The sequence below is a fragment of the Sphingobacterium sp. BIGb0116 genome, from assembly GCF_024808035.1.
Lineage (GTDB): Bacteria > Bacteroidota > Bacteroidia > Sphingobacteriales > Sphingobacteriaceae > Sphingobacterium > Sphingobacterium paramultivorum.
The window spans coordinates 256,764-282,309 of record NZ_JANUDT010000003.1 but is presented as its reverse complement, the minus strand read 5'-3'; the positions used below and the strand labels follow the sequence as shown (position 1 = coordinate 282,309).

26 protein-coding genes are annotated in these 25,546 nt (G+C 37.9%); 14 read left to right on the top strand and 12 right to left on the bottom strand.

Annotated features, from left to right (window positions below; all coding sequences use genetic code 11):
* Positions 1-10: 10 nt before the first annotated feature.
* Positions 11-1,183 carry a HEAT repeat domain-containing protein gene (locus M2419_RS10060; RefSeq protein ID WP_153845948.1) on the bottom strand — a complete coding sequence of 391 codons (1,173 nt, stop codon included), beginning with the start codon at positions 1,181-1,183 and terminating at the stop codon, positions 11-13.
* Between the two features lie 338 nt (positions 1,184-1,521).
* Positions 1,522-2,106 (bottom strand): helix-turn-helix transcriptional regulator, encoded by a 585-nt coding sequence (locus M2419_RS10055; protein WP_159726824.1) that lies wholly within the window; start codon positions 2,104-2,106, stop codon positions 1,522-1,524.
* A gap of 803 nt (positions 2,107-2,909) precedes the next feature.
* Here M2419_RS10055 and M2419_RS10050 point away from each other — a divergent pair.
* Together M2419_RS10050 and M2419_RS10045 are read left to right on the top strand one after the other, a co-directional pair.
* Positions 2,910-3,482 (top strand): Crp/Fnr family transcriptional regulator, encoded by a 573-nt coding sequence (locus tag M2419_RS10050; RefSeq protein ID WP_153845946.1) that lies wholly within the window; start codon positions 2,910-2,912, stop codon positions 3,480-3,482.
* Positions 3,483-3,558: 76 nt separating this feature from the next.
* On the top strand, positions 3,559-3,975 hold the full coding sequence (locus tag M2419_RS10045; protein ID WP_153845945.1) for a DUF4440 domain-containing protein: 417 nt from the start codon (positions 3,559-3,561) through the stop codon (positions 3,973-3,975).
* A 121-nt stretch (positions 3,976-4,096) separates the two neighbouring features.
* On the opposite strand, the gene M2419_RS10040 is transcribed toward M2419_RS10045, so the two are convergent.
* On the bottom strand, positions 4,097-4,825 hold the full coding sequence (locus tag M2419_RS10040) for a CPBP family intramembrane glutamic endopeptidase (RefSeq protein WP_200845524.1): 729 nt from the start codon (positions 4,823-4,825) through the stop codon (positions 4,097-4,099).
* 107 nt (positions 4,826-4,932) lie between these two features.
* Entirely contained in the window at positions 4,933-5,121 is a 189-nt protein-coding gene (locus tag M2419_RS10035; RefSeq protein ID WP_153845944.1) for a hypothetical protein, read from the bottom strand.
* A gap of 235 nt (positions 5,122-5,356) precedes the next feature.
* Here M2419_RS10035 and M2419_RS10030 point away from each other — a divergent pair, with 235 nt between their 5' ends.
* Together M2419_RS10030 and M2419_RS10025 are read left to right on the top strand one after the other, a co-directional pair.
* Entirely contained in the window at positions 5,357-6,709 is a 1,353-nt protein-coding gene (locus M2419_RS10030; protein WP_259254904.1) for a DUF3472 domain-containing protein, read from the top strand.
* A 493-nt stretch (positions 6,710-7,202) separates the two neighbouring features.
* Positions 7,203-8,723, top strand: coding sequence for a glycoside hydrolase (locus M2419_RS10025; protein ID WP_153845942.1), 1,521 nt, complete (start codon positions 7,203-7,205; stop codon positions 8,721-8,723).
* A gap of 108 nt (positions 8,724-8,831) precedes the next feature.
* On the opposite strand, the gene M2419_RS10020 is transcribed toward M2419_RS10025, so the two are convergent.
* Complete coding sequence (locus M2419_RS10020; RefSeq protein WP_182332123.1) at positions 8,832-9,239, bottom strand: putative quinol monooxygenase; 408 nt, start codon at positions 9,237-9,239, stop codon at positions 8,832-8,834.
* A 206-nt stretch (positions 9,240-9,445) separates the two neighbouring features.
* On the opposite strand from M2419_RS10020, the gene M2419_RS10015 reads away from it, so the two are divergent.
* Both M2419_RS10015 and M2419_RS10010 read left to right on the top strand, forming a co-directional pair.
* Positions 9,446-10,165 (top strand): DUF3575 domain-containing protein, encoded by a 720-nt coding sequence (locus M2419_RS10015; protein WP_259254903.1) that lies wholly within the window; start codon positions 9,446-9,448, stop codon positions 10,163-10,165.
* Between the two features lie 206 nt (positions 10,166-10,371).
* The gene (locus M2419_RS10010) at positions 10,372-10,608 is read left to right on the top strand and encodes a hypothetical protein (RefSeq protein WP_075992529.1); all 237 of its coding nucleotides are present in this window, start codon (positions 10,372-10,374) and stop codon (positions 10,606-10,608) included.
* Between the two features lie 529 nt (positions 10,609-11,137).
* On the opposite strand, the gene M2419_RS10005 is transcribed toward M2419_RS10010, so the two are convergent.
* Positions 11,138-12,223 (bottom strand): hypothetical protein, encoded by a 1,086-nt coding sequence (locus tag M2419_RS10005; protein ID WP_153845939.1) that lies wholly within the window; start codon positions 12,221-12,223, stop codon positions 11,138-11,140.
* A 151-nt stretch (positions 12,224-12,374) separates the two neighbouring features.
* Here M2419_RS10005 and dapB point away from each other — a divergent pair, with 151 nt between their 5' ends.
* A complete protein-coding gene (dapB, locus tag M2419_RS10000) occupies positions 12,375-13,178 on the top strand; it encodes a 4-hydroxy-tetrahydrodipicolinate reductase (protein WP_259254902.1) in 804 nt (267 codons plus the stop codon).
* Between the two features lie 16 nt (positions 13,179-13,194).
* On the opposite strand, the gene M2419_RS09995 is transcribed toward dapB, so the two are convergent.
* Positions 13,195-15,369, bottom strand: coding sequence for an ATP-binding protein (locus tag M2419_RS09995; protein WP_259254901.1), 2,175 nt, complete (start codon positions 15,367-15,369; stop codon positions 13,195-13,197).
* Positions 15,370-15,989: 620 nt separating this feature from the next.
* Here M2419_RS09995 and M2419_RS09990 point away from each other — a divergent pair.
* Together M2419_RS09990 and M2419_RS09985 are read left to right on the top strand one after the other, a co-directional pair.
* Positions 15,990-16,460 carry a hypothetical protein gene (locus M2419_RS09990; RefSeq protein ID WP_075992526.1) on the top strand — a complete coding sequence of 157 codons (471 nt, stop codon included), beginning with the start codon at positions 15,990-15,992 and terminating at the stop codon, positions 16,458-16,460.
* 124 nt (positions 16,461-16,584) lie between these two features.
* A complete protein-coding gene (locus M2419_RS09985) occupies positions 16,585-16,995 on the top strand; it encodes a DUF6157 family protein (RefSeq protein WP_159726832.1) in 411 nt (136 codons plus the stop codon).
* Positions 16,996-17,029: 34 nt separating this feature from the next.
* Here the strand turns inward: M2419_RS09985 and M2419_RS09980 are convergent, their stop codons facing one another.
* Positions 17,030-17,497 carry an NUDIX domain-containing protein gene (locus M2419_RS09980; protein ID WP_159726834.1) on the bottom strand — a complete coding sequence of 156 codons (468 nt, stop codon included), beginning with the start codon at positions 17,495-17,497 and terminating at the stop codon, positions 17,030-17,032.
* The gene (xth, locus tag M2419_RS09975) at positions 17,490-18,275 is read right to left on the bottom strand and encodes an exodeoxyribonuclease III (protein WP_159726836.1); all 786 of its coding nucleotides are present in this window, start codon (positions 18,273-18,275) and stop codon (positions 17,490-17,492) included. The genes M2419_RS09980 and xth overlap by 8 nt, the downstream gene beginning before the upstream one ends.
* Before the next feature lie 229 nt (positions 18,276-18,504).
* On the opposite strand from xth, the gene M2419_RS09970 reads away from it, so the two are divergent.
* From M2419_RS09970 to M2419_RS09960, 3 genes are all read left to right on the top strand, one after another.
* Positions 18,505-18,981: a hypothetical protein gene (locus tag M2419_RS09970; protein ID WP_159726838.1), complete on the top strand. Its 477-nt coding sequence runs from the start codon at positions 18,505-18,507 to the stop codon at positions 18,979-18,981.
* Between the two features lie 298 nt (positions 18,982-19,279).
* Positions 19,280-20,461: a glycosyltransferase gene (locus M2419_RS09965; protein ID WP_159726840.1), complete on the top strand. Its 1,182-nt coding sequence runs from the start codon at positions 19,280-19,282 to the stop codon at positions 20,459-20,461.
* 94 nt (positions 20,462-20,555) lie between these two features.
* Entirely contained in the window at positions 20,556-21,746 is a 1,191-nt protein-coding gene (locus M2419_RS09960; RefSeq protein ID WP_159726842.1) for a hypothetical protein, read from the top strand.
* A gap of 78 nt (positions 21,747-21,824) precedes the next feature.
* On the opposite strand, the gene M2419_RS09955 is transcribed toward M2419_RS09960, so the two are convergent.
* The gene (locus tag M2419_RS09955) at positions 21,825-22,178 is read right to left on the bottom strand and encodes a helix-turn-helix domain-containing protein (RefSeq protein ID WP_046676278.1); all 354 of its coding nucleotides are present in this window, start codon (positions 22,176-22,178) and stop codon (positions 21,825-21,827) included.
* A gap of 489 nt (positions 22,179-22,667) precedes the next feature.
* Here M2419_RS09955 and M2419_RS09950 point away from each other — a divergent pair, with 489 nt between their 5' ends.
* A complete protein-coding gene (locus M2419_RS09950) occupies positions 22,668-23,726 on the top strand; it encodes a metallophosphoesterase (RefSeq protein WP_182332140.1) in 1,059 nt (352 codons plus the stop codon).
* A gap of 75 nt (positions 23,727-23,801) precedes the next feature.
* On the opposite strand, the gene M2419_RS09945 is transcribed toward M2419_RS09950, so the two are convergent.
* Positions 23,802-24,194 (bottom strand): DoxX family protein, encoded by a 393-nt coding sequence (locus M2419_RS09945; RefSeq protein WP_159726846.1) that lies wholly within the window; start codon positions 24,192-24,194, stop codon positions 23,802-23,804.
* A gap of 286 nt (positions 24,195-24,480) precedes the next feature.
* Here M2419_RS09945 and M2419_RS09940 point away from each other — a divergent pair, with 286 nt between their 5' ends.
* The gene (locus M2419_RS09940) at positions 24,481-25,014 is read left to right on the top strand and encodes an O-acetyl-ADP-ribose deacetylase (RefSeq protein WP_259254898.1); all 534 of its coding nucleotides are present in this window, start codon (positions 24,481-24,483) and stop codon (positions 25,012-25,014) included.
* Between the two features lie 12 nt (positions 25,015-25,026).
* On the opposite strand, the gene M2419_RS09935 is transcribed toward M2419_RS09940, so the two are convergent.
* Positions 25,027-25,500, bottom strand: a complete 474-nt coding sequence (locus tag M2419_RS09935) for a hypothetical protein (protein ID WP_182332144.1) — start codon at positions 25,498-25,500, stop codon at positions 25,027-25,029.
* Positions 25,501-25,546: the final 46 nt, after the last annotated feature.

Here is a 25,546-nt window from a genome sequence, read left to right as displayed (position 1 = left end):
TTCTAAAAGTTTAGGCTGATACGAAAATATTTTCTGAAAACACCTGATCCAGCAGCAGGTGCTCTTTCTCCTTGGCGCCAAATCGGGCGTCTTCTTTTAGCTGATGAAGTTTCTGCTTTCCTTGTTCACCATGACATTTAATAGAACGCGCCACAAGCAATTTGATATTTACATCTGCTGTTGACTGATAGGTCTCTACAAGGAAAGCCAACGTGTGTTCATCACGCAGACCACCCAGCGCTTTAATGATAGCCTCTCTGACACTGCTATTCTCCAAGGCGAACCTATCGATTAACACAGGTGCACATTCAAAATAGTCGAGTTCTCCAAGCGTCATTACGATCTGTGCCCGCACATCCTTATTCTCTTGTTTATCAAGAAGTGTCAATAAAGTTGCTGAAGCCTCATATTGTTTGAAGAAACCAATCTCACGAAGCACAAAAATGATATAATTTGGATTTTTTGAATTATTAATCCAGCGAAGTAAATTGGGCAATTTACCTTCATTTGACTTTTTAATCAATGTGGCATGAAGACGTAATTTATCCAACTGAGTGAAAGCTTCATCAAAGTTTTCCTCCATAAATCGGAATGGGTTATAGGTGTCTTGACTGGTATACAGGTCACGTGCTGCCTTACGCAGTTGGATATCTTTATGAAATGTTGACTTGGAGAGCACCCCACTATTCACTCCATTATCTATTTCACCCACAATTTGTAAGACTTCACGCCGACGGTCAATGGCAGCAACGCGCATACGTTTTTCCCAAAAACGCGTCAATCCCAACGCTTCAAGGCAATTCTTATAATTAATAACATTAAGTGCACTTGCCTTCTCTACCGTATTTTTGACCGAAAGAACAAGATCGGTCACCAATTCCCATTTCCACTTTTTCACTTTACTTACATCATAGTCCAGAAGAGCCTGGATTTCCTCGACATCATAGTTCGCTTTGTTACGCATAACAAAATCCAGTTTCTCCTCAAAATGTTGTTTCGTTTTGTTCTTTCGCCGTTCTTCCCGATTTATTTTATACCCTATAAACAATAAGCGCAGTATGCCACATAGTGTAATTACTGCCAACAACATGACCATCACCAAGGTCATTCGAATAATTAAGGGATATCCATTGTAAAGAGAGCTCAGGTAGCTCAAATAATACAGATAAAAATCGTAATACATAATCTTCTTTTTTTGGGTTGATAAACAGTCCTCAGTTTTCTACCTTACATCCATTCAGATACGAATAGATTCATTGTCAAAGACATAAAAACTTATTGACAAAGATTATCAATCGATCGGAATAGCATGTCTCAAACAAAGGACATATCATCGCGGATAAATTTATCGCTCAGCGATAATACAAAAAGGAATAAACCGTAAACAATTAATAACAAGCTTCTTACAAAAGAAAATAAGCCTAATGTCCCTTAAGGCGGGACAACTGTTTTTACGATAAAAAGAAAACATTTCTTTTGTGAAAAAATAAAATTGCCCCCACAAATTGAGACAATTCAAATTTATCCACATACCATTGAAAGACAACCTAAGCGATATTGATGGGGAGAACAACCAAATTCAGTTTGGAAATTGCGATAAAAAGAAGCCCTAGAATTAAAACCACAAACAAAAGCCAGATCGCTGATGGTGTAGACGAGTTCCTGTGAGCGCAGCTGTTTGGCTGCATAGCTTAGTCGCAATTGATTGATAAATCCATTCAGCCCTTTATCATACTCATCTTTGAGAAAAGCCCCTACCTGATGTACAGGAATACCCACTTGCTGGCAGAAGCTTTCCTTATTGAGATCGCTATCCAAATATGCTAAGGTTTGTATAAAATAGTCAATGGCTTTTCTATATTCTAGCTGTTTTTCTGCACTCATTGGAGGAAGAGAAAGTTTGCCTTTCTGTTTTTCCAACTGCCGCACTATATCGAGCTTGAGTATCTGTTGTGGAATTACAGAAATTTTACTTGCATTAAAGGCTTCTGTTTGTATTAACTTTGCATCTGGAGGCACAACAAACTTGATTGCTGACAGGAAGATCACATATAAGCCTATACTGAATCCCCGATGAATATTAAAATTAACATCAAAATAGGCCATTCTAAAGATCAAAAAAGAGGACAAAAAAACAAAAACAATTATACTAGCAAAAAAGATTATTCTTTTAAGGTTAAATTTTAAAAAATCGTTTTTCCGCATTTCAAACCACAACCAAACCATGTACCCTAGTAGATGGATGTAAGATAAAAAATTAAGAAAGATGGAATAGTCGAGGTTATACTGGTATCGAAGGGTAAAATTGCTGCATAGCAATACAAAGATAAGCATGGCTCCAAAAAAAGGGAACATATGCTTCCACAAACCAAATACCGTAGATCCGGCAATGAGATCATGAACTAATAGTGCCAAAGCGGGTCCATACAATAATCCATTAGGAAAGATCAGCAAAAGATATAGCCACTCAGGAAACAAGTGGTTGCATAAAAATCCGAACAGAATCTGAAACAAACCCAATGAGAGAATAATCATAAGGTGTCTCTGAAATAATGTATTTTCTCGTCGAATACTGAGGAAAACAAGCGTAACATTCAATAAAAATACCAAAACAGCAACTACAGATAAAAGCATATTCTTTACGTTAATAACATCGATATCCAGCGAAGAAGATACACTAAGGTGTAGGTTTCGACGGAATAGGTATCATAAATGTAGTTCAAAAAAAAGTTAAACAATAAGTTAAAATCGATATTCAAAAAACCTGTAGCCGAAGCGCTACAAACAGCTCGCTAAGAAAACCTTAGCCATTAAGTAAATAATTACAACTCTTCAAAAAATAGTTCCCAAAATTTCGACAGTAGAAAAATTGGCTTTAGGCGCACTCAATTTTTTTTTTAATTTTGACCATGGACAATCTTCGCAATTACATTCACGCACTGGTTGACTTTTCGACGGATAGCTGGCACTTGCTGCAGCCAGCATTGACATTGCGTAACTTCAAAAAAAATGATTTACTGCTGAAACAGGGTAAAGTTTGCAATTCGCTCTTTTTTATCGACAAAGGCTATTGTAGAAGTTATTATGTTATTGATGGAACTGTCAAAAACACAGGATTTTTCTTTGAAAACGACATCGCTACCAATATTCAAAGTTTTGGCAGTGGGCAAAAATCCGAATTTAACATCGTAGCCTGTGAGGACTTAAGGACCATTATTTTTGATAAGTCGACACTATTTGAACTTGCTGCACAGGCTATAGAAATAGAGCGGTTGGGACGGCATTGTATCAGGCAGTTTGCTTCACGCCAGGAAGAGTTTGCCAATCTATTTAAACTCTATTCGGCTGCTGAACGCCTGTCTTATCTAGAACGCAAATATCCTGAAATCCTACAACGTGTGCCACTTTCTCAATTGGCTTCCTTTTTGGGAGTAGCTCGAGAAACCTTAAGCAGAATTCGTAGGAGAAGGCTAAACTCTTGATATTATGTGACGATAGTCACGGGTTAGAATAATTTCATTTTGGGAACTTTGTATCAATTAAACAAAGATAAAAGATATGAAAACAGCTAATAATGCACTCTTGGATTTCGAAAAATTTATGGCTATCCGTTTAAAAGCCTCAACAGATTTTGTGGAGGGTCATTTTGATTCCCTAAAAGATATTTCTGTCTCAAATGAGCCTGCAACAATTTTTCCGCCCAATGGAATATACATTTCTGGGCTATTACAGGTCAATGATTTTAACCAAAAAGGAGCTTCCAATTTCCTTCCGGGTGCACAAAACAAATTTGAAGTGATCCATCAAGATGCAAGTGATACACTAGCCTATTGGACGGGTATACAACGTTCGTCCGTCAACATAAAAGGGCAAGATACCGTGGTGATTTTCAATCTCAGAATCACCGAAATCTTCAGAAAAGAGCAAGGTAGCTGGAAGCTTATGCATCGACATGCCGATACACTGTCCGAATAGTCTAAATGACCTAGGAAGCAGCAGTTTATTTATAGATCGCTATGGTTTGTGCCCTCTGCTCCTTATGGTCAGATACTCAAAATTGATCGGCTACGTGCAGCAATGGTCCACCAGCGATTTCCTACGATTTGAGTTCGGCATCGCTGGTTGATCCCTTGAATTTCTTATTCCAAAAGAGTAATAAAATAATAAACAGTATAAATAATAACAGGGTGACTAAATTTGTCTTCCCCAACAGTGCGTGTAAAGTAGCTGGAGCTATAATTGAATTGGTTCTTATGGTGGAGAAAGTCAATACAAACGAAAAGACAATACACAAAAGCACAAATCCGGCAAAGCCACCAAATTGGCTAAAATTATCAAAAATTAAAAGATGCCAAATCGCCCAAAATATTCCCGTAATCACACTTTTAATGGGCCATTTTATTTCTCCTAGACTATCATTCAAATAGCCCCGCCAAGTAAATTCCTCCATGATATCATACAGCAATGTAAACAGGCAGAACAACAATGCCCATACGTGCTCATCGACACCGTAATTATTTTTGAATCCATAAATACCATATCCTGCAAATAAAAGGAATGGAAACAAAAGTGACTTTATTTTATTAGGACCAAAAAGTGTAACGGTGGAAACGACTTTTGACAAAGCATAAAAAAATGCTGAGATAATCAGAATAATAAATCCGTGATTCATATTCCAAGGCAATGGAAAACTAAAAACATCTTTCATAGCCATCTGGAAAATATTAGGAAGCTTTCGTATGGCAAAAGTTCCCAATATCAGCAACCCGTAAAATAATGCGATACGCAACCAATTCGTCTTTTTTATGCTTTCAATAATATTCATACACTATTTATTAGTCTATTGTCCCTACAGCAACTGTTCATTGTTTAATAACGTCCACAAATTTGAAGTCGCGAACTTACAAAAAAACGACGAAAGCAGGTTTGCATTCATAAGTAAAATTGCTTAAGCACATATCTTGCTGCCGTCAACTCCTCGGTGGTCAACTGTCGACTTTTTAATTCTATCTCGGCAGCTTCAAGCACAGAAGGCTCATAGTGATCGGGATTGTCTACCACAGACAACAACTGATCCGTCGACCAAGTTTTATAAAGTTCAGCAAAATTATTTTCGGACATTGGCTTAATTTTTATAATTGGTCTCAGCCCATTTCTTTGAAACCAACCATTGGGGACGATTTAAACTATTGCGCATTGCAATGTTTACCTAACGACAGTTCATTAAATGGATAATGACTATTACTTAAAGTATCCCTTTTGTTACAAAAGCAATTCACACAAACGATTGCATCGCATAGTTTTCGTTTAATTTAATTGTATTTATAAAATTAGGGTGAACAATTAAATTTAAATTATGAGATATCCTAAAATTACGCTACTGCTCTGTACAGTATTGGCAAGCTTTCTTTCTTGCCAAAAAAGCGAGGTACAAACAAATTTAGAAGAGAAATTATCACTACGGGCCGCATCCCCTGGTCTAAGCGGATACGAAGTTCCCTTAGGTGGCAATGCTTTTGTTACTTCGGCACCTTCCGGTGCAGTAGAAGTCATCAATAGCAATGGATTGGCAAACTGGACCAATGCCAATAGCGTGATCAGTACCTATGCTAAGGTCCCCCAAGCGGGCGCTTTACGTGTTAAAATAAGGGCTAAAGTGTTACCTTCAGGCGATAGTAGTACGGTGAAGTTAACAATCAACGGTGTAAGCAAGCAAATCAAACTTAAGGGTGGAACATTACAGGATTACACGGTCGGTACCTATTCGCTAAATACGGCGGGATATATAAAAATGGATCTTCAAGGTGTGACCAAGTCAGGCGGTTATTTTGCAGATGTATCACACTTGATTTTAGACAGTTCGGCAACAAATGGCACTGTAATTTATAGTGACAATAATGTAGATAATACTTACTATTGGTCGCGACGGGGCCCATCCTGCCATTTTAGTTATACCATTCCAACAAATCAGCAAGTATCCTATTATTATAGCGAGGTGAAAGTGCCTGCCGGAGAAGATAAGATAGGTTCTTACTTTATGGCAAACGGGTTCGGCCAAGGATATTTCGGTATGCAGGTCAATTCAGCGACAGAGCGCAGAATACTATTTTCTGTTTGGAGTCCATATAGCACCGATAACCCGTCCCAAATACCAGCAGAGGATCGCATCACATTAAATAGAAAAGGGACAAATACGACAACAGGTGAGTTTGGTGGCGAAGGTTCTGGTGGACAAAGCTACCTCAAGTATAATTGGACTGCCGCCACTACTTATAAATTTTTATTGAAGGGAGAACCTGATAACAATGGAAGTACTGATTTTACGGCATGGTTTAATGATCCTTCGACCAACAATTGGATACTCATTGCAAGCTGGAAACGTCCCAAAACAAACACCTATTTAACGGGATTTCATAGCTTCCTCGAAAATTTCAATGCCGACAACGGCTTCCTTGGCCGTTCTGCAGAATATCGTAATCAATGGGTTCGTACAGCTACTGGAACTTGGCTGAAAGTCGTGGAAAGTACCTTTACAGTTGATGCGACCTATTCAAACAACCAACGTATAGACGCTATTGGCGGAACAACCGGAAATAGCTTCTTCCTGAAAAATGGCGGTTTTTTCAATACCGTCGTAAATCCAGGAACGAAGTTCACACAACCGGGTTCTGGCACAGCACCTTCAATAAATTTAACAACTCTACCTTAACAAGCATATTTACAGCAAATTATTCTTAATTTACATCCATTAAAAGGGACAATACTTCATGAAGAAGTATCGTCCCTTTTAAACTCAACCTTGTCATATTTACAGTAACAATTCGTACCTTTCAATAACACTTTATTATAAATAGCTGACCATCTGACTTATAGCAAAGACGATGGATTTCAGTTTTTAATGCATAATCAATGACAAGCTTAATCTTCATCTTCGGCAGAAAAGAAGGAATAGAATTAAGTTATCATTAAAAAAATATGTATTTATCTTTAATTCAATAAAAAATAAAATTAAAATAATAGGAGTAATAATAAATTCTCCCAAAATATTATTAATTTTCGGAAACTAACCAATGTGGAAATCGGTGAATGTTTATTTTTTTAACTAAAGAAAGGAGGCAAACAAAACAACGACGATGAGAACCGCTTGGAAAACCAAGCACAATTAAATTAATGATTCATTCACAAATCTTAAAAACTAAGTTATGTTAAAATTAACCAGTCGCTGGAACAGACTTTATACTGTTTTGGCCGTAGTTTCCACATTTTCTATTTTTAGTTGCCAAAAAAATTCATTGACTCTTGAGAGTCCGGAGGCGCAACTTAACAAAAAAGCTGCAGTATCTGCGCAAGCAGGAGCTACAATTGCAACATTGAATTGGGATCAAACCTATCAAAAGATTGATGGATTTGGTGCATTCGGAGGTCGGATTGTTCCATTCTTTGAATCCGCAAAAAGAGATAGTATCCTGGATTATTTATGGGGAGGCAGTGGGTTGAAACTGAATATCCTTCGTGGTAAGGTACTTCATACCTACCCTTTTAACCAACAGACCAAGGTCGTTACCATTAAACCGGCAGGAGTTTCGATTGACGTGGATCCCAATAGTACGACTTATCAGAATTTGACAGCAGACGAAAAAGAACAGCTTGGGCAGGTCTGGATCATCAAGAAAGCGAAAGAACGCTATGAAGTTCCCTTCGTTATGGCAAGTACTTGGACTCCGCCATTATACATGAAGACCAATACGAGTAGTATTTCCGCGAAATGGTTTAATGGACTTAATTTTAATACTTCTTCAACAGCTTTTGCTCGCTATCTGACTGGATTTGTAAAATCGTTTCAGAACGAGGGAATTACAATCAATGCTATTTCTCCGTCAAATGAGCCTGAAAATGTCTTTTCTGACTGGGATGCTTCTTATTGGGACTCTTCACATCTGGGACAGTTTATTACCAACAACCTCCGTCCCGAATTAAACAGTGCGGGCCTTCAATCCACCAAGATCATATCTTCTGAGAATGCGGCCTGGGGAACAGCCGATAATTTCCTTTCAGGCATGGACAGAAGCAAAGTCGACATCCTCGCCGGGCATGGCTACGTAGAGATAAGCGGCATCATCACTGGTCAACGTGGATTTAACCAGAGTCCTTCCATGTGGAATTTTAGTATTGGAGGTAAACCGATGTGGGTAACAGAAGCTTCCGATGATGGCGGCAATTATGACAATGGCATTGAAGGTGGCCTGAAACTGGCGGTTAATATGCACAAGCTTCTTGCGGATTGTAACGCCAATGCGTATGTGTTTTGGCTAGGTATGCTAGCATTTCAAAATAATGAGGCGCTTATTTGTACAAAGAGTGATGGTTCCTTGGAATTTCCAAAAACGTATGATGTGATGGGACATTATTCCAGATTTATCAAAGCAGGTTATATGCGAATCAATGTAGCGGTTCAAAATGGAAATGGGTTATTGATTTCGGCTTACAAAGAGCCACAAACAGGTAAGTTTGTTTTAGTTGTCACTAACACGGGTACTGCAGCTGTTCCATTGGATATCAACCTTACAGGTTTTGCAAGCGGCGCATTGAACAATTACCAAACCACTTCAAGTAGTTCGGGTCATTGGGGTAACGTCGGCGCTGTGAATCCGAATAGTTCAGGCGTCTACTCTTTAACAATACCTGCTAAAAGTATAAGTACTTTAGAAGGCAACAAACTTTAATTTGTTAATTATACTGAGGGAGTACGCTCCCTCAGCATATAATTTAAAATCCGATATGCTTTAAATCCTACATGTTACTGATCGTCAAATTCCTTCTCAGCACCGCACCTATTCTTTCATTTTTGTAAACATAAGTTTTGCAGTTTCTGGATCTAATACGTCCATATCAATGAGCTTCAATAATTTCACCATATGGAGTGTAGTTGACTTATATTTTAAAAAGTGTGCTGTTTTCAAATGGGCAAGGTAGGCTTGCTTGTCCCGATAGATTTCCAAGATACGTATCTGTGTCGGATTATCTTTTTTGAACATTGGAAAGATCGCAACAACACCTTCTTCGAGCGCCATAGATGCAGCAGCCTCTTCTTTTAAAATGGTCTTGTATTCTTCGAGGTGTTCAACATAAACCTCAATTTCAGAAATACGTACCATAGACTCCTTATCTTGTCCACGAACAATATCCCCGCATAAGAAAAGTATGATTAGCGTTAAGGGCAAAGGCAATAATGATTTCATGTGATTAAGTTTAAAAGTTTTGGGCCTGATCATTTTTTGCAATCAAGGCCCTTCACAAATTTCGTTATACTAGATGATAACACCAATATATATATTACAGAAATATCTACCAGTTTTACGCATTTAGGTCAAAATATCGATGTCTTAGATTTCTCTGAAATCATATATTCCAATATCTTTGCTACCTGAATTTTGAAAAAACTACGATGAAATTGCACTACCTTGCGGTGCTTACACTTGGGATATGTACTATCTCTGGATTAAAAGCACAAGAAAAATCAAATCTTATCAAATTAAATCTTTGGCCTCTATCTGTTGGGAATATTGCACTGGAGTATGAAAGATCGCTCAATGAGCATCTATCGATCAATGGAACGATCAGTTATCGTCCAAATGCCAACTTACCCTTTAAATCCCTATGGGAATCTGCTTTTGACGATGATAATAATATTTTGGGTGAAGCTAAATTAGGGGCTTTTTCCATCACCCCAGAAGTACGTTTCTACATCAATAATAAAGAAGTGTTAAAGGGATTCTATATCGCACCCTTTGTCAAATACGCCAATTACAGTGTACACACAAAGATTACCGTCGACGAATCAAATTATCACAAAGAAGTACCTATATCGGGTACCTTAAATGCTTTTACCGCTGGTGTCGCTGTCGGTAATCAATGGAGGCTTGGACAAAATATCTATTTAGATTGGCGCATTGTCGGTCCCAGTTATGGCTTCAACAATGGAAAGTTCGAAGGGAAAACCCCATTAAATGCTGACGAGCAACGCGAAGTAAAGAGACAACTGGATGAATTTGACAGTAATCTCATGAAGATCAAAAAAGAAGTAAATGCTGATGGTGTAACACTAAGCACTAGCGGACCCTTTGCCGGTATCCGCACCGCATTATCCATAGGTTACCGGTTTTAATTACAAAATCCTACCCTCTTCATGTCATCCATTCCAATAAGCGCTTCCCCTTTTACATTCGCGCCCTATGGAACGAAAACATATACTATATATAGAACGGCCTAAGGGAGCCGTCTTTCCAGATTTTAATAAAATGTCCCTAATTTCATCTTTAATATCATTTCTCCAAATACTCTTGCTACCTTTGTTCTTCAAATTAAATTAACATGCCAAAAGAGACAAGAACAGGGCTTTATCAGGGAATCATCGAAAAAGATGATAATGGGAACTACTTTTGTGGTCCCTACCTACTGGATTATCAGACCGTAGAAACTTACTATAAATTGGGCGATCGCGTTAGTATCAAAACCATTATCAAAAATACAAGCCGTAAGAGTATGGAGGCTTATCCGCAAAAATCAGTTAAATTTTCATTTGCGACAGAAGATCATGGAAATGATTAAAACTCACTTAGATTGAACAATATAAATAACAAGGCCTGTTCCACAGAATTGGCCTTGTTATTCAAGATTACGTTTGACCTGAGGCTAAAAACAAAGCCTCTGATTTTTGGTAAATCGAGAGGCTTTTGCATAATCAAATTGATCGATTACTTTATAAAATAGGTATATTTTTTTTCGGGATAAAGCATGCACTATTGGAACACTCATCTAAACGATGCATTTAAAATTCATTTTCCATAAAAATTATTCAAGCTTCACATGCTCTTTGAGTGACTCATCCGATCGTCGCTGCTGCCATTTATTGTAAGTTTCATTGCTGATTTACTCCTCAAATATAAATACTAGTTTAATAGCCTCCGAGCCGAAATGATTGTCTTGTCTCATTTTTCGTCGAAATAGCGATTCAGTACGATAAAAATTAAAGGGCGAAGTCGTTCGTTTTTTCTATAATAAATCTACATTTGCACGAAACAATTAACCTAGCAATGAATAATAGACATCTTAATTACCATTGTGCAATTAACCGCCGCTAGTACCTAATCTTAAGGGCAATAGGTTGCAATTCCTCATTCGGTATCTGGGGAACATATACGGTTTGCCCTCCCCTTTCGTCGATCAATAGGGCCAATAGACTGCTAATATCGTCGATCGTGTCTAATCCGATAGGCTTGTCTACGATCGCTATATCCTGATCTGAAAGAATCTTTACGGCTTGATGGAAGCTCTCTTGAACGACTAGGATATCCCCACGGCCGTCTTGACATGCACGATAAATTTCTTGCAGATCAGTGATCACTAAACCCTTGCCCACAGCTGCTTCCAGCTCTTTAAAGTAGTCTTCATTTTTTCGTACCAACTCCTGTTTCATAAAATTCCAGGCACGGCTCTCCAACTGATGTGTTTCAATGTTATTGTAATCTATTGGTAAATATCCATAATAGATAGAAGGTCTATCCGCAACCTGTAAGAGCTTACTATAATTATCCTCCGTGCAAAACACGAGTGTTACGCTCTTTGTGTCCCCAATATAGCGCAGGAGAGCTTTGTCCACCCGATTAAGATATTCCCTTAAGAGGTCATCAAGATGTTTGGCATCGCTACTTTTATCGGGAAATGTATTGTAAAATTGATTTTCGGCAATAGGAAACTCTTCACTACTGATATCCTCAACAATGCGCCCATTCAAGGCACGAAAAAGATGAACACCGCTTTGCGAGAGCAACATCACAAGATAACTGGTTTGACGGCCAATCTCCTTAACCAAAGGGCGTACAGCAAATGTATTGCTAATATGGACACCTTCTTGGTTTGTCTCCCATGATGACTTGAAAACTTCTGCTATTGTATCTGAAACGAAGATATGCAGACTTTCAAGATTATAATTAATATCAAGTTCATGCGCTATCTGTTCCAATTGTTTGATGAGACCAGCAACGACCCTCTTATCATACTTATCCGTTAGTCTATCAATCGCTTCTCCGATAAAATTTTTGATCTTTATTCGGTCGCTTAGGTTATCAGGATGTGTGCGATGGGTATTGATGGAAATGGTAATGCATAACTCATCCTGAACTCGGATAAGCATTTGTAGAAGTTGTTTTTCGGTCATAATCATGGACAAATAGTTAAAAAATTGAATACACTTTACTAATACAACAAATTAAAGATCCTTCTTGTTTGTGTAAAATAAAAGTAAGTATTACCTCATTTAGGTGATTATTGAAACAAAAACAGCTTATCTATAGTTATTAATTGTTAAAAAAACAATGATGAAAAAGGTGTTTATTGCAGGAGCAACAGGCTGGGTCGGTAAAGAATTGAGTAAAAATATAATCGACGATACAAACTATAAATTGGTCGGCGGGCTTTCACGCTCTTATGCAGGAGAAAATCTCGCTGAGATTCTAAAGATAAAAACGTCTCCGATTCCCCTATTTGATACGATAGAAAATGCGATGGAGGATATTGATTTTGATATTTTAATTGACTTTACCACTCCACTTATTGCCAAGAAGAACATCCTGAATGCGATAGATAAAGGTAGGCATGTCCTTATTGGGACTTCAGGGCTCTCAAGTCAGGATTATGAAGAAATTGAAGAGCATGCGAAAGAAAGCGCGGTATCCGTTCTAGCTGCCGGTAATTTTTCGATTACCGCTGTTTTACTGAAGAAATTTGCGGAGACTGCTGCTCAATATATCGATCAATTTGAAATAATAGATTATGCATCCCAAAGAAAGGTAGACTCACCAAGCGGCACAGTCGCAGAATTAGCCTATAGTCTTTCCAAAATTAAAACGCCGAAGGTTGAAGTTCCCATAAAGGATACCATTGGCAACAAAGAGACTCGTGGTGGTGATATCAATGGTATTCAGGTGCATGCGATAAGACTACCGGGTTATGTACTAGGTGTCGAGACCATCTTTGGTATGGAAGATGAAAAATTAATCATCAAACATGAAGCTGGAACTGGTGTAGCACCCTATCTGAATGGCATTAAGATTGCCCTTGCCAAAATGGGTACCTTTAAAGGATTAAAACGTGGTTTGGATACCATAATGGATTTGTAAATTACATCATTATCTATCAACCTCTAAATTTAACACAGAATGTTGTACCCACGCTGAGCTCGCTTTCTACAGTAACTTTCGCATCAAGACGATCCGCTATACGTTTGACAATGGAAAGACCAATCCCCGATCCTTCAAAGCCCTGCGAATTTGACAGCCGTTTAAAAATGTCAAATATATTACTGTCATCCTGAATATCCATCCCAATGCCATTGTCCTTGATATAGTAGTAAACTGAATGGCCGTGTTTTTCACTATAAACTTCCACCCTTGGCTGATCTTTTTTACTGCTATATTTTACAGCGTTGCCGATCAGATTTAAAAACAGCTGATATAACAGTGTTCTTTCCCCAAGAATGGGCCAGGTCTCCCCTAAGACAAATTCCAACCTTGTACTGTCAAACTGTTGCTTGCAACTTTCGAGAATATTAAGAATTTTGTTCCGTGGGTCGATCAGTTCCGTTTTGAAGGCTACATAATTAGATTGCGTGAGCTGATATACCTTATCCATCATCTCAGTGATCAGCACGGTAGCATCCATAATATTTAGTGCCATTTTGCGTAGTATATCCTTAGGAAGATCATCTTTCATCAACATCATCTGTGCAGCAAGCTTTATCGAAGAAAGAGGGTTTTTAAGATCGTGAGTCAATGTATAGCCAAATGTATCTAAGGCATTGTTCGATCTTACGAGCTCCTTATTGAGCTGAGCAATCTCCCCGCCCCGTTGCGCAATAGCTTGTTGGGTTATTTGTGCAACTTTTTCAATAAAAGAAAGCTCGGCATTTTTCCATTTGATGGACTTGCCTTTCATCGTTTCACGCCAAGCTTCAAAAGATGTCCTAGGTGACGGAAACTCTATTTCCCTTTCGGGATCATAATGATATATTTTTTCGGGTTTTCCGGCCCATACATCTTCGTATACATGCTCTTTACGGAACAAATAGATGTGCCATTTATTACTGGGAAGGATATTTATACGTAAAATACCGGGAAATATGAGCGATTGTTCTAAGTCAGCACCATCATAAACAAAATTTGATGTAAAAAATAAGTCATTCTCGCCCTGTTTTTCTATATAACGATCAATCTGTCGTTGCTCTGATTCTGTCGGTACTACACCCCAAGTTTTGGAACCACGGTCATGTTTGATCACCAATCCGTCTGCCTCCACTATTTCCAAGATTTGCGGAGCGAAGCGTTCAAGCACGATTCCGATATCACTGTTTACCAATAATTCAGACTTTAGGTCACGTTCCATAACGCCCATAATAGTCTGCGCGACAAGATTTTCCCTTTGATATTCTGAAAGGTAATAATTTATAGCATACTGCGTTAAGAAGGCGCATAAGTGGCGTTGGGCAAGGTCCACATTCAAAGCTAGACTATTCTGGCAGGCCACCAGCCCCCAGAGTCTTCCCTCGATAACGATGGAAAAACTGGCACTGGCACGTGCACCCGCATTCTTAAGATATTGTAAATGTACGGGAGACAATGCTCTGAGGCTACAGCGTGTCAAATCAACCTCTCGAGCCTCCAGGCCCTGTATAGCAATAGTCGGTGCCTCAATATCTGCTACATGGCGCGCAGGGAATTTAACATACAGCGCGCGTGCTTGTGCCGGAATATCAAATTCCGGATAACGGTACCCCATCAATGAGGTCATCCCGTCTGCAATGGACTCTGCAATTACCTGTCCGCTATTGTCCTCTTCGAAACGGTATACCATGACACGATCAAAACCAATAATCTGGCGGATCAGTACAGTCAATGATTGCCAAGCATTACCGTGACGCTCTTCAAGGTATTTCGCATAATAGAATAAACGGGTCGCTTTTAATTGATTCTCACTACAGATCTCGACTTCAAGATATGTTTTCTCATCATACCGGTAAATGCTTAGATAATAATCTACATTTTTGATACGGATACGTTCTACAAAACGTGTAAATATCTCCCCTGTGATCTGTATCTCAATTTCTTTGAGATTCAACTCCGGTTCGGACGATATCAAAGGCAGTAGCTGCTCGATCGATCTCCCTAAGATTCCGTTTATAGGAATATTGAGTACTGCAGACAGGTTTTCACTTGCGGCAATACACCCACTCTCATCAAAAATACAAAGGAAACCGAAATATTGGATCTTACCGCATAGTTGGATTTCTTCTTCGTGGCACTCCAGTTGACGCATATTTTGCTAGTTTTTAATCTTTTAATTTACTAATAATAGGAAATTCTCAAAAGAGATAATTTGCCACGCATAATAAAATCTAGCACCCCTCTTCAAACATGTCATATCTAAGGCTAATATAGAAAAAAATAACTACGAAAAGCGGATCAAACGATTGTCCAATAATTATTCAGAATCTGAATAATCTGAATGGCTGGCATTGAGGCTTATTAATTGGTTATTTCGGTGAAAAATAAAAAAGCTAGGTTGGAAAGGTGCCTAGCTTTAAAACTTTCTTCATGACCGGACAAGCAGTCTGTATTTAATCAACAATACTTTTTACGACTTTGTTTGGATTATCTTGGATATTATTCAATTAAAGTATAAATAACGTCATATAAAGAATTCGAAAGAATATAAGCTATCAGCGAAATTTTTATACGGTTTTATATTATTGGCTAATAGATTGAGAAGTCCTGAAGCAAAACGCCGCAAAACTCATAATGAACTGTTTACAACAAACAAGTATAAGCCACATTTTCCGTAATATTTACGCAAAAATAGGATGTTAGTCTTTAGTTCGTAAAACTATTCATCAGTAAAAATTGTCATTTAACCATTGTCACTAAATAAATAATATTATGATTTCAAACAAAACATTACTCGCTTCATTAGCGACTGCAGCAATTCTAGTTTCATGTAACAATCAAACACCACAAGAAAAAGCAACCGAGCACATGGAAAATGCGGAGGAAAAAGCAGCTGACGCTAATGAAGAGGCCATGAAAACCTCAGAAGATGCTGCAACAAAAGATGCGGAAGCAGTCGTTTATTCAGATAAAGCCGCGGCCAATGCAGCAATTGCTTCAGTGACTGCCCCAGTCCTCTCCAATGATAAAGCTAAAGAGCTTTATACAAAGCTAGGCAAAACCTGGGTAGACCGCATCAATGCAGAATCTGCAGAAAAAGCATTGGACAAAGAAAAATCGATATTGGATATAAAAAATGAGATTGAAAAAAATCTTGTTGAAGGAAAAATCTCCGCTTCGGATAAAGATAATATCATGAAATATCAGTCCGATTGCCTAGCCGCTATAAAAGCAGCACTGTAATATAGAACAGCAACAATAATCAGTAATTCATAAGATATCTTGCGATCCACTATCAGATCGCAAGATATTCTATTATTTTTGTTTCTATCATTACATGCCTTTTGATTAAAGAAAAATAAAAATTATGAAAACCCATTCGACAAATTACTTCAATACTTTAATTGAAGCTGCGACAGATACCAAAGTAGTTAAGGGTACTATTCCACCATCAAAACGCCATAAAACCGTAGCTGAAAGACAATATGAGTTAATCGCCGCAGCACCTTATCAGTATACATCTGACGATATTATTTTCCAAGTCTATGCGGAAAGAAGGGACCTAACGCCAGACGAATATCCCGAAGCAAGAACAGTTTTTTTCTCTAGAGGACAAGCATGCCTGCGCGCCTCCCCTCTTACAAAGACATATGGGTATGGGATTCATAGTAATAGTGAAGGCAAGGTCGCGTTATGCGGAATGGAAACAGCTATTTATCGGAAATTTGTAGCGGATGAAAATACAACAAAAGTTAAAGCAATGAAATCTGCTCGATAGCGTTTGCAGAATAAACTTGTGTTGAAATAAGCAATCATTTCCCATGAACAATAACTTGCTCCAGAAAAGAAATCTGTCGTTCGTTTATTTTCTTCCTGGCTTCCGTAAATGTAAACCAATCGCCACGATCTATTTCAGGATAAGTTTGCATTTTCCCTGATTTCGGCGGCCATTCCATTTCAAAGGTATTGCTTACAAGTCTAGCAGGATCTATATCTCCTTCAATTGCCCAGCACTTAACTATTTTGCCTCCTTTTTGTTGAATAGCATTTAGCGCAATAAAATTTCCACGGGGAAGATAGCCTGTCTCTTCAATAAACTCTCTTTTGGCCGCATCAAGTTCATCTTCGTTCAAATCGATTTCCCCTTTAGGGATTGTCCACGAGCCTTCATCTTTTTTAGTAAAATAGGGTCCTCCAGGATGTACTAAGAAAAAATAAATTTCTAACGCCCGAAATTTATACAATAACAATCCCGCACTGGTATTTATCTTCTTAGCCATTCGTGCTGATATTTCGTAATCGAATCCATGTAGGCGCATGATCGCTACTCTTCTCCCATCCGCGCACATCGCGATCAATTCCGCCTTCAATTAAACGATCCTGAATTGAAGGGCTCAATAGGATATGGTCTATACGTAAACCAGCATTTCGACTGTAAGCCTGGCGAAAGTAATCCCAGAACGTATAAACCTGCTGATCTGGAAAAAGCTGACGAATAGAATCCTGCCAGCCCTCTTCAAGAAGTTGACTGAAAGCCTCCTTCACCTCCTTTCTAAACAATGCATCGTTGACATATTTTTCAGGTTTATACGTATCCATTTCTGTTGGAATAATGTTAAAATCCCCAATGAGTATCGCTGGAACATCCATACTAAGCAGCGTTTTGGCCCGCTTTGCTAAGCGCTCGATCCACTTCAACTTATAGTCAAATTTGGGCCCCGGAAATGGATTGCCATTGGGCAGATAAAGACAGCAAATCACGACTTGCTGGATCATAACCTCCAAATAACGGCTTTGTACATCTTCGGGATCGCCTGGAAGTGCTCTAGCTACTTCTTCGATCTCATATTTGGAAAGTACCGCAACCCCGTTCCAACTTTTCTGACCATGCCAAACCGCATGATATCCGATGTCATTAATTTCTTGCAATGGAAAACGTTCCTGCGGAGATTTCAACTCCTGCAGACATACGACATCAGGCGATTCTTCTGCTAACCAACGTAACAACACGGGAAGACGTGCGTTGATGCCATTAATATTATAGGTGGCTATTTTCATGAAATTGTCCTTCTAACTAAAATAGACAACCAAAGAAGCTTTTCAATTGTTTGAGAACTGCTCAGAAAAATTTAATACTATAATTTAACAAGTCCAGTCTGCAGGGGGCCTTTATTCCACCTGTCTTGCAGGCCAATGGCGCTATTCACGTTAAAACCTTCCATAAATAGGTTAAATAACATTAAATTAATATTATATTTATATAACCATATATATAAAGCATTAGATCATGGCAAAAACATCCCCAAAAAACGTCTTTCGAAATGACATTGTCATTAACCTAAAAGATTCACTAACGTACCTAAAAGATTATTTAAGTGACAAAAAACTCAACTCTCGCATAGAAAAAGCAGCTAAATTATTAAGCAAGGGTATCAAAAAGAAGAAAATTAAGAAATTAAACCATCGAGAACTTAAAAAGATCGATAGTAAGACTAAGGCTTCCTCCAAGAAAGATCTTGATCAGCTGGCCGTTGATCCTACGCTAAATGATACTGCAGAAAAAATCACAGTACCCGCCAAAAGTACAGCAAATAGAAATGCTGATACAACAAAAAAGCCAGTTGCCAAACAAGCGAATACAGACCACAACGATATCGAAAGTAAGTCTCTTAAGGTAAAAGATGTTCAAAGTAAAAGTTCCACCACTGCAGTTGGCGTAAAACCACCTGTTCCTCGAAGCAAAAAAGAGAAGGTCGAAAAATAAATCAGGTTCTTTAGCGCTATAAATACGTAATCGACCTGTTTTTTTCGGGACCATCTCACTTAAGCTACGTTATTTCCTTTCAAAAACTACGGTTAAAGCTTTTCAACGTCCTTTGGGTATAACTTTTGATCCAACTATAGCAAAAGAATTTAAACTCAAACAAAGTACTGAATATGGAAAATATCGATAAAAAAGCGAAAAAAATGGGTCTAGAGAAAGGCTATTATTTATTGTTAATGGCGATTCTAGATCTTCCAATTGAGGACGTACAAAATGCTGTAAAGGAGGATTAAGTCATATGAAAAAAATAGCAATCATTAGTACTTGCCCTCCACAAGAATGTGGGCTAGCAACATTTACCAAAGATCTCAAGCAGGGAATGGAGCTCGATCCGAATGTTCAAATCGATATCGTCGCTGTATCTAAACTCGGTTCGGAAGATTTCGACCAATCGATACGATTTGTCATATACCGGGATCGACTAGATAGTTATCATCAGGCAACTCGTATTATTAATGAAGAATATGATTATTGCATTATTCAGCATGAATTTGGAATATTTGGAGGAGCCGATGGCATTTTCATAACACAAATTGCCAACAATCTAAAGATACCCCTGCTAACCGTGTTCCATACCATTCTTCAAACCCCATCATTGCAGCAGAAGGAAATCACCGAGCTGTTGTTGAAGAAATCTCAGGCAGTTGTTAGTTTGTCACCCAAAGGCATCGAATTATTAGAGGAGCAATTCGACCCTACCCATACAGATAAAATTAAAGTGATACCACATGGCGTACCACATTTTGATTACAATCAGGGACTCGCCAAATACAGATTAAACCTTCAACACAATTTTGTAATGATGACTTTTGGTCTCATCGGAAGAAGTAAAGGACTGGAATATGCCATTCAATCCTTGTCGGAAGTTGAGCTCCCAGGGTTTAAATACCTGATCATCGGAAAAACACATCCGAATGTTCTGGCCCATGAAGGGGAATCTTACCGTTTTGAACTCCAAAATTTAGTCGATCAGCTTGGTTTACAGGACAAGGTTGTTTTTATCGATAAATTCTTAACGGATGAGGAGCTTAAGGAGTATTTAACAGCCTGTGATATTTATCTGTCTCCTTATCCACACGAACAGCAAATCAGCAGTGGGACCTTATCTTTTGCTGTAGGTGCAGGTGCAGCTGTTATTTCGACACCATATTGGCATGCAAAAGATTTATTGAAAGACGAACGTGGTATCCTAAGTCCATTCAACGATATCGCCGCAATGCGTGATAATATTAAAATGCTGTACCAATCACATCGATTACTAGCCTGGCATCGTTTCAAAGCGCGTAGTTATGGTGAACAAACAGTTTGGGGAAATGTGGCAAAAATGTATCTGGAGCTTCTACAAGGGCTAGCAACTCCAGTAAGATCTTTAATTGATTATGAACAATATATTGCAATGGATCTAAAGAGGGAAGCGTAAAATGATAGAAAAAGCATAAACATTTTATATGATATGCATGTTAAGTAAAAAGACGATCTTTGTACGCTAACATTAAGATAAAATCCATCATCACATGATATATTCGAAAATAGCGCTGTCAACAGTTCTTTTATTATTGATGGCGCTCACTTGTACGGGCCAGATTTTTGATCGCGAACTGAGGGATCAAAAGGAAAGGACGCAAAAAGAATTTTTGAAATTTATTACTGAAATCGGAAGCAAAATAACGGATTCTACCTTAACGAAAGAACAACAAAATGCACTATTTAACCCAATCGTTGCGTATGCTCATAAAGAGCATGCTGACTTAACACGATTGCGCAAAAAATATTTTAAAAAAATACAGGCTCCGCCATCAGTACTTAATACATTTATTTTTGATAGCGAGCCTCCTGCGGAACTATCAAAAATGTTGGGAACCCCACAATTCACGACAGTAACCCTGCTACAGTGTTATCGACCTCTTGAAATAGGCCGACTTATCAGTGGAATTATTCAACCTGTGATTTATCAGCAATCGAACACAGGAACAAACGAATCTACAATAGCTTATATCTTTGGAAATCAAGTATTCGCTAAACAATTAAAAGAGGATATTTGGCAAATTTGGTTAGTAAATAGGCTTTATATGCTTAGGTTTAACCTGGATCTACAAACTATGGTTATCCATAATTCGGAATATACGCTGCCCAATAAAGCGGAATATTTGCGACTTCAGTTCCCGTTCGTAATTCAGAAGACAGCCAATGAATTAGAGAAAATCTATCAAGAAATGGATGAAATACGCTGGAATAGCTATCTATCAACAGGTATAAAGCAAGTCAGTCCTCAAGACTGGCAAGATACTATTGATAAGCGATTATCGGCGTTTTACCTAAAAAATCAGCTCCGTTTTATAAAAGTTCAAAATGAAATACTCAAGGATATAGAAAAAGGCAACGATTTGGATGCGAACTGGCAGGAATTACATTTATCTTCCGATGAAAATATACAATTGACACAAACTTTAAAAAACAATATGCTGCAACCCGATGAAGCTGCACAGCAGCTATTTTCATTTTCAAATAGCATTATCCCCTTTAATCAAGATATTGAAGAAATTGGAAAAAATGCAATGTCGGGATTCTTGCACTATATAGTTGGCCATGAAAAAGACCAGGTGTGGAAAATTAGATCTGTAGGCTATTCCATTGCCTTCGAATATACCTGGGATCTAAAACAAGGTCGATTTTCTGAAATAAAAATCTTTAAGAGACAATCATAGTGTAAATTTCCATTGCGCCCATAATAATCTTTTTTGATTTAGGTATTGATAAAAAAATTACAGGAAACAACGTTGTCGTTACGTTATCATTTTATGCTTGGCGCCCCATTTTTCCAACTGACACCAAATAGGGATAAGTTCTGCCGCAATTTCAGTCAATTGATATTCCACTCGGGGGGGCACTTCTGCATAAGCAATCCTTTTAACAAGTCCTTGCTTTTCCAATTCTTTGAGCTGCAAGGTGAGCATGCGATCGGTAATCCCTGTAATCAATTGTTTAATTTCACCAAACCGCAACTTTCCATGCTGCAATTTAGCAAGTATCAGCAGCTTCCATCGGCCGCCGATTTTGCATACAGCATATGCTAAATCACATTCAATAATATACTGTTCATTAATCCTATTTGTCGAATTTTCTTTTCGTTTTCCCATGATTTAAAATTTCTTAATAGCGTACAATTCGTTGCAAATAGGGACAAATTTAAAACTTCTACCTTACATCTGTGACACCACATTCGTCAATAATATGACACAAAGCAATATTATGACACAAAGCAATATAAGGTTATAGGCTCCAAAGCGTAATAGTCTTTATCTATGAAAATAATTTAATACTGAAATTATGATTACGAAAAAAAACACCTATTTTAGGTTTTGTAATCCAATTATTTATTCCAAATATGCCTGATCCAAATTAGTTAGACTTCGAATATGCTCCAACAGTTTTATGCCTATCTAAAAATTTTAATGCTATTCATTTTTTTAGATCTTTTAATCTTCTTAAGAATTCGGACATTGTCAACTTGGAAATCTAACCCAAAGCTGCTAAACATAGTCTGGTGGTCTGTCAGTATACTTTCCTATCTGTGCATATTCCTTAATTTATTTTTTAAATGGACTAGTTTTGAATCTGCCTGTTTCGTGTTTTTTCCGCTTTCGTTGCTATTTGGTAAGATAATCTGTCTTTTCTTTATCGGTATTGATACTATTGTATATACGTTCAAAATAATCAACAAATGTTTTAAAAAAAATAAATCTTCGCCAAAACAGGCTGGAAATTTACCCCCTATAAAAAGATCAGATTTTATAGTCAAAAGCGGCCTCCTGCTAGCTAGTGTCCCTATCGTTGCACTTACACGTGGATTTGCCTTCAATTTATATAAGTACCAGGTCAACCACCTCGATTTAATCTTACCTAATTTACCGAAATCATTTGAAGGAATTACTATAGCGCAAATTTCCGATATACATGCAGGTAGTCTATTTAATTCAATTGCTGTAAAAAAAGGGATCGACCTCTTATTAGCACAGAAGCCTGACATCATCTTTTTTACAGGGGATCTAATCAATGATTTTGCGACCGAAATGGAGGATTATTTATCCATATTTGATAAAGTGAAGGCTCCATTAGGAACATTCTCTATACTTGGAAACCACGATTATGGAGATTATCATTTTAACAGATATCATTTCTTTGATCAAATGAACTTGACCAAGGAACAAAATCTTTCAAATCTCAAATCCATTCATCAACAACTAGGCTGGCAACTACTTCTCAATGAATCGAAAGAACTGATACTGAATAACGAAAAGATTACCATTATAGGCGTCGAAAATTGGGGGGCAAATAATCCCAAAAATTATGGGAATATCGATTTGGCCATGTCTAAAGTAGATAAATCTTCGCCCATCAACTTAATGCTTTCACACGATCCCTCCCATTGGCGCGCGGAGATAATACCCAAATATCCCACAATCGACGTCACTTTCAGTGGACACACACATGGGGGACAATTCGGTTATAACCACCCGAATTATCAGTGGAGTCCAGTGAAATATGCTTACCGTGAATGGGCCGGCCTGTACCGTGAAAAGCATCAGGCACTGTACGTAAATGTTGGATTCGGTTATCTGGATTATCCAAGCCGAGTTGGGATACTACCGGAAATCACCATATTTCATCTGAAGAGTAAAGGTTAAAGCATTAATACTGTTCCTGATGGATCCGTAATACAGTACATATTTTCGGGTAACTCATTAAATTCAATATAGGTTTCAACACGATTTCAAATCAAATTTTCTATCGACTGGTCTGAAATGCCAAGAAGTAGCAATTAGAATAATATATAATAGTGCCGGAGCCATTAAAGCGAAAGAATCTCCCGATGCAATATGTGAATACAAAGCACCAGTAGCTGTAAAGAAAATACCCGCATATGCCCATTCTTTCCAGAGAGGCCTTTTGGGCCAAAGCAAGGCAACCACGGCTAAAAGCTTCCAGATCCCAAGTAAAGGAAGTATATAACTAGGATATCCCAAATGAGTCATATTTTGTATCCCACCTGCTCCTTCCGTTTGAATTTTAAAAATCTGTATGATAGCAGTTGACAATAATCCTACAGCCAACCATACGGTTGCTATCCAATAAATTATCCTATTTCTTTTCATAATGCTATGATTTACTTATTATACTGTTAATTACTTCACGTTAATAGTCACCTCTCTTATCTTCAACACTTGGTCTTATTCTTATTTCCTAAAATAAGCTGGGTCTTTTACCGGCCGCTCCTTATTATGTAGTTATTTGACTATAAATATAAGCGTAGCTATTTAACTACACAATATTTTATTTCATTTTTTTTTATCTGAGACATTAACTTCAATAACTATCCCCCTAATACTCTGGTTAGACCTGCTATTTTATTTTTCATATCTTTGAATTAAGATTAATCTTATGTCACATAATACCGATAAAATAACCGTAGTAAAGGGCGATATAACAAAAATTACAGTCGATGTTATTGTAAATGCTGCCAACACATCGTTACTTGGAGGTGGAGGTGTTGATGGGGCTATTCATCGCGCCGGCGGACCGGAAATTCTGGAAGGTTGCCGTAACATTCTGGCTAAACAAGGAGGCTGCAAAGTAGGTGAAGCCGTAATCACAACTGCAGGCAAACTAGCCGCTAAATATGTAATTCATACAGTTGGCCCTGTGTGGAATGGAGGGAAAAATCACGAAGTTGAAAAATTAGAAAGCTGCTATTATAATGCACTCAGATTAGCTGCAGAAAATGGTTGCCGTTCGATAGCCTTTCCCAATATCAGTACAGGGATTTACAGATTCCCGAAAGAACTAGCTGCTCAAATATCCATCCGCGTCATTACGCAGTTTCTGATGGCGGATACAACACTTACGCAAGTCAAAATAGTATGTTTTGACGATGATAACTTCCGGCTGGTCAATCAACTAGTAATGCAAGCCTAGGGGAAAATTATCCTAATCCGTTTCAAATTCCCATATACATTCATAGGAAGGAACAGACTTTTCGATGTTTGGAAATTGCAGTTTTTTGAGCTCCTTAATATTCTCAAAATCTTTATTTAAAAGCAAATATATACCCGTGTTCTTACTGATTTCTCCCAATATTTCTGGAGTGATCTCTCTTTCTCGACTGTTGGCAGATATGATCATTTTCACAATTTGCTTTCCTGATGAAGTTATATACTGATTCAGCTTATAGGGGCCCGGAATACCATCATTTTCATGCGATTGTCCTGCCAATACGTCATTGATATAGATAGCATAGTCTACATTTCTTATTTCATGATAGAGAAAATATGATTTTACGACCGAGGCTATTCCGTTTTGAGATACTTCAGCAACCTCATCATTTCCCCTATCTTCATCCCTATTGTTACACGACATAAACAATACAACACAGTAGACAGCAATGACGATAATTTTTTTCATTTCGTATTTTCTCCTTATTTTTAAACTGCAGCAATATTCCTTTGAC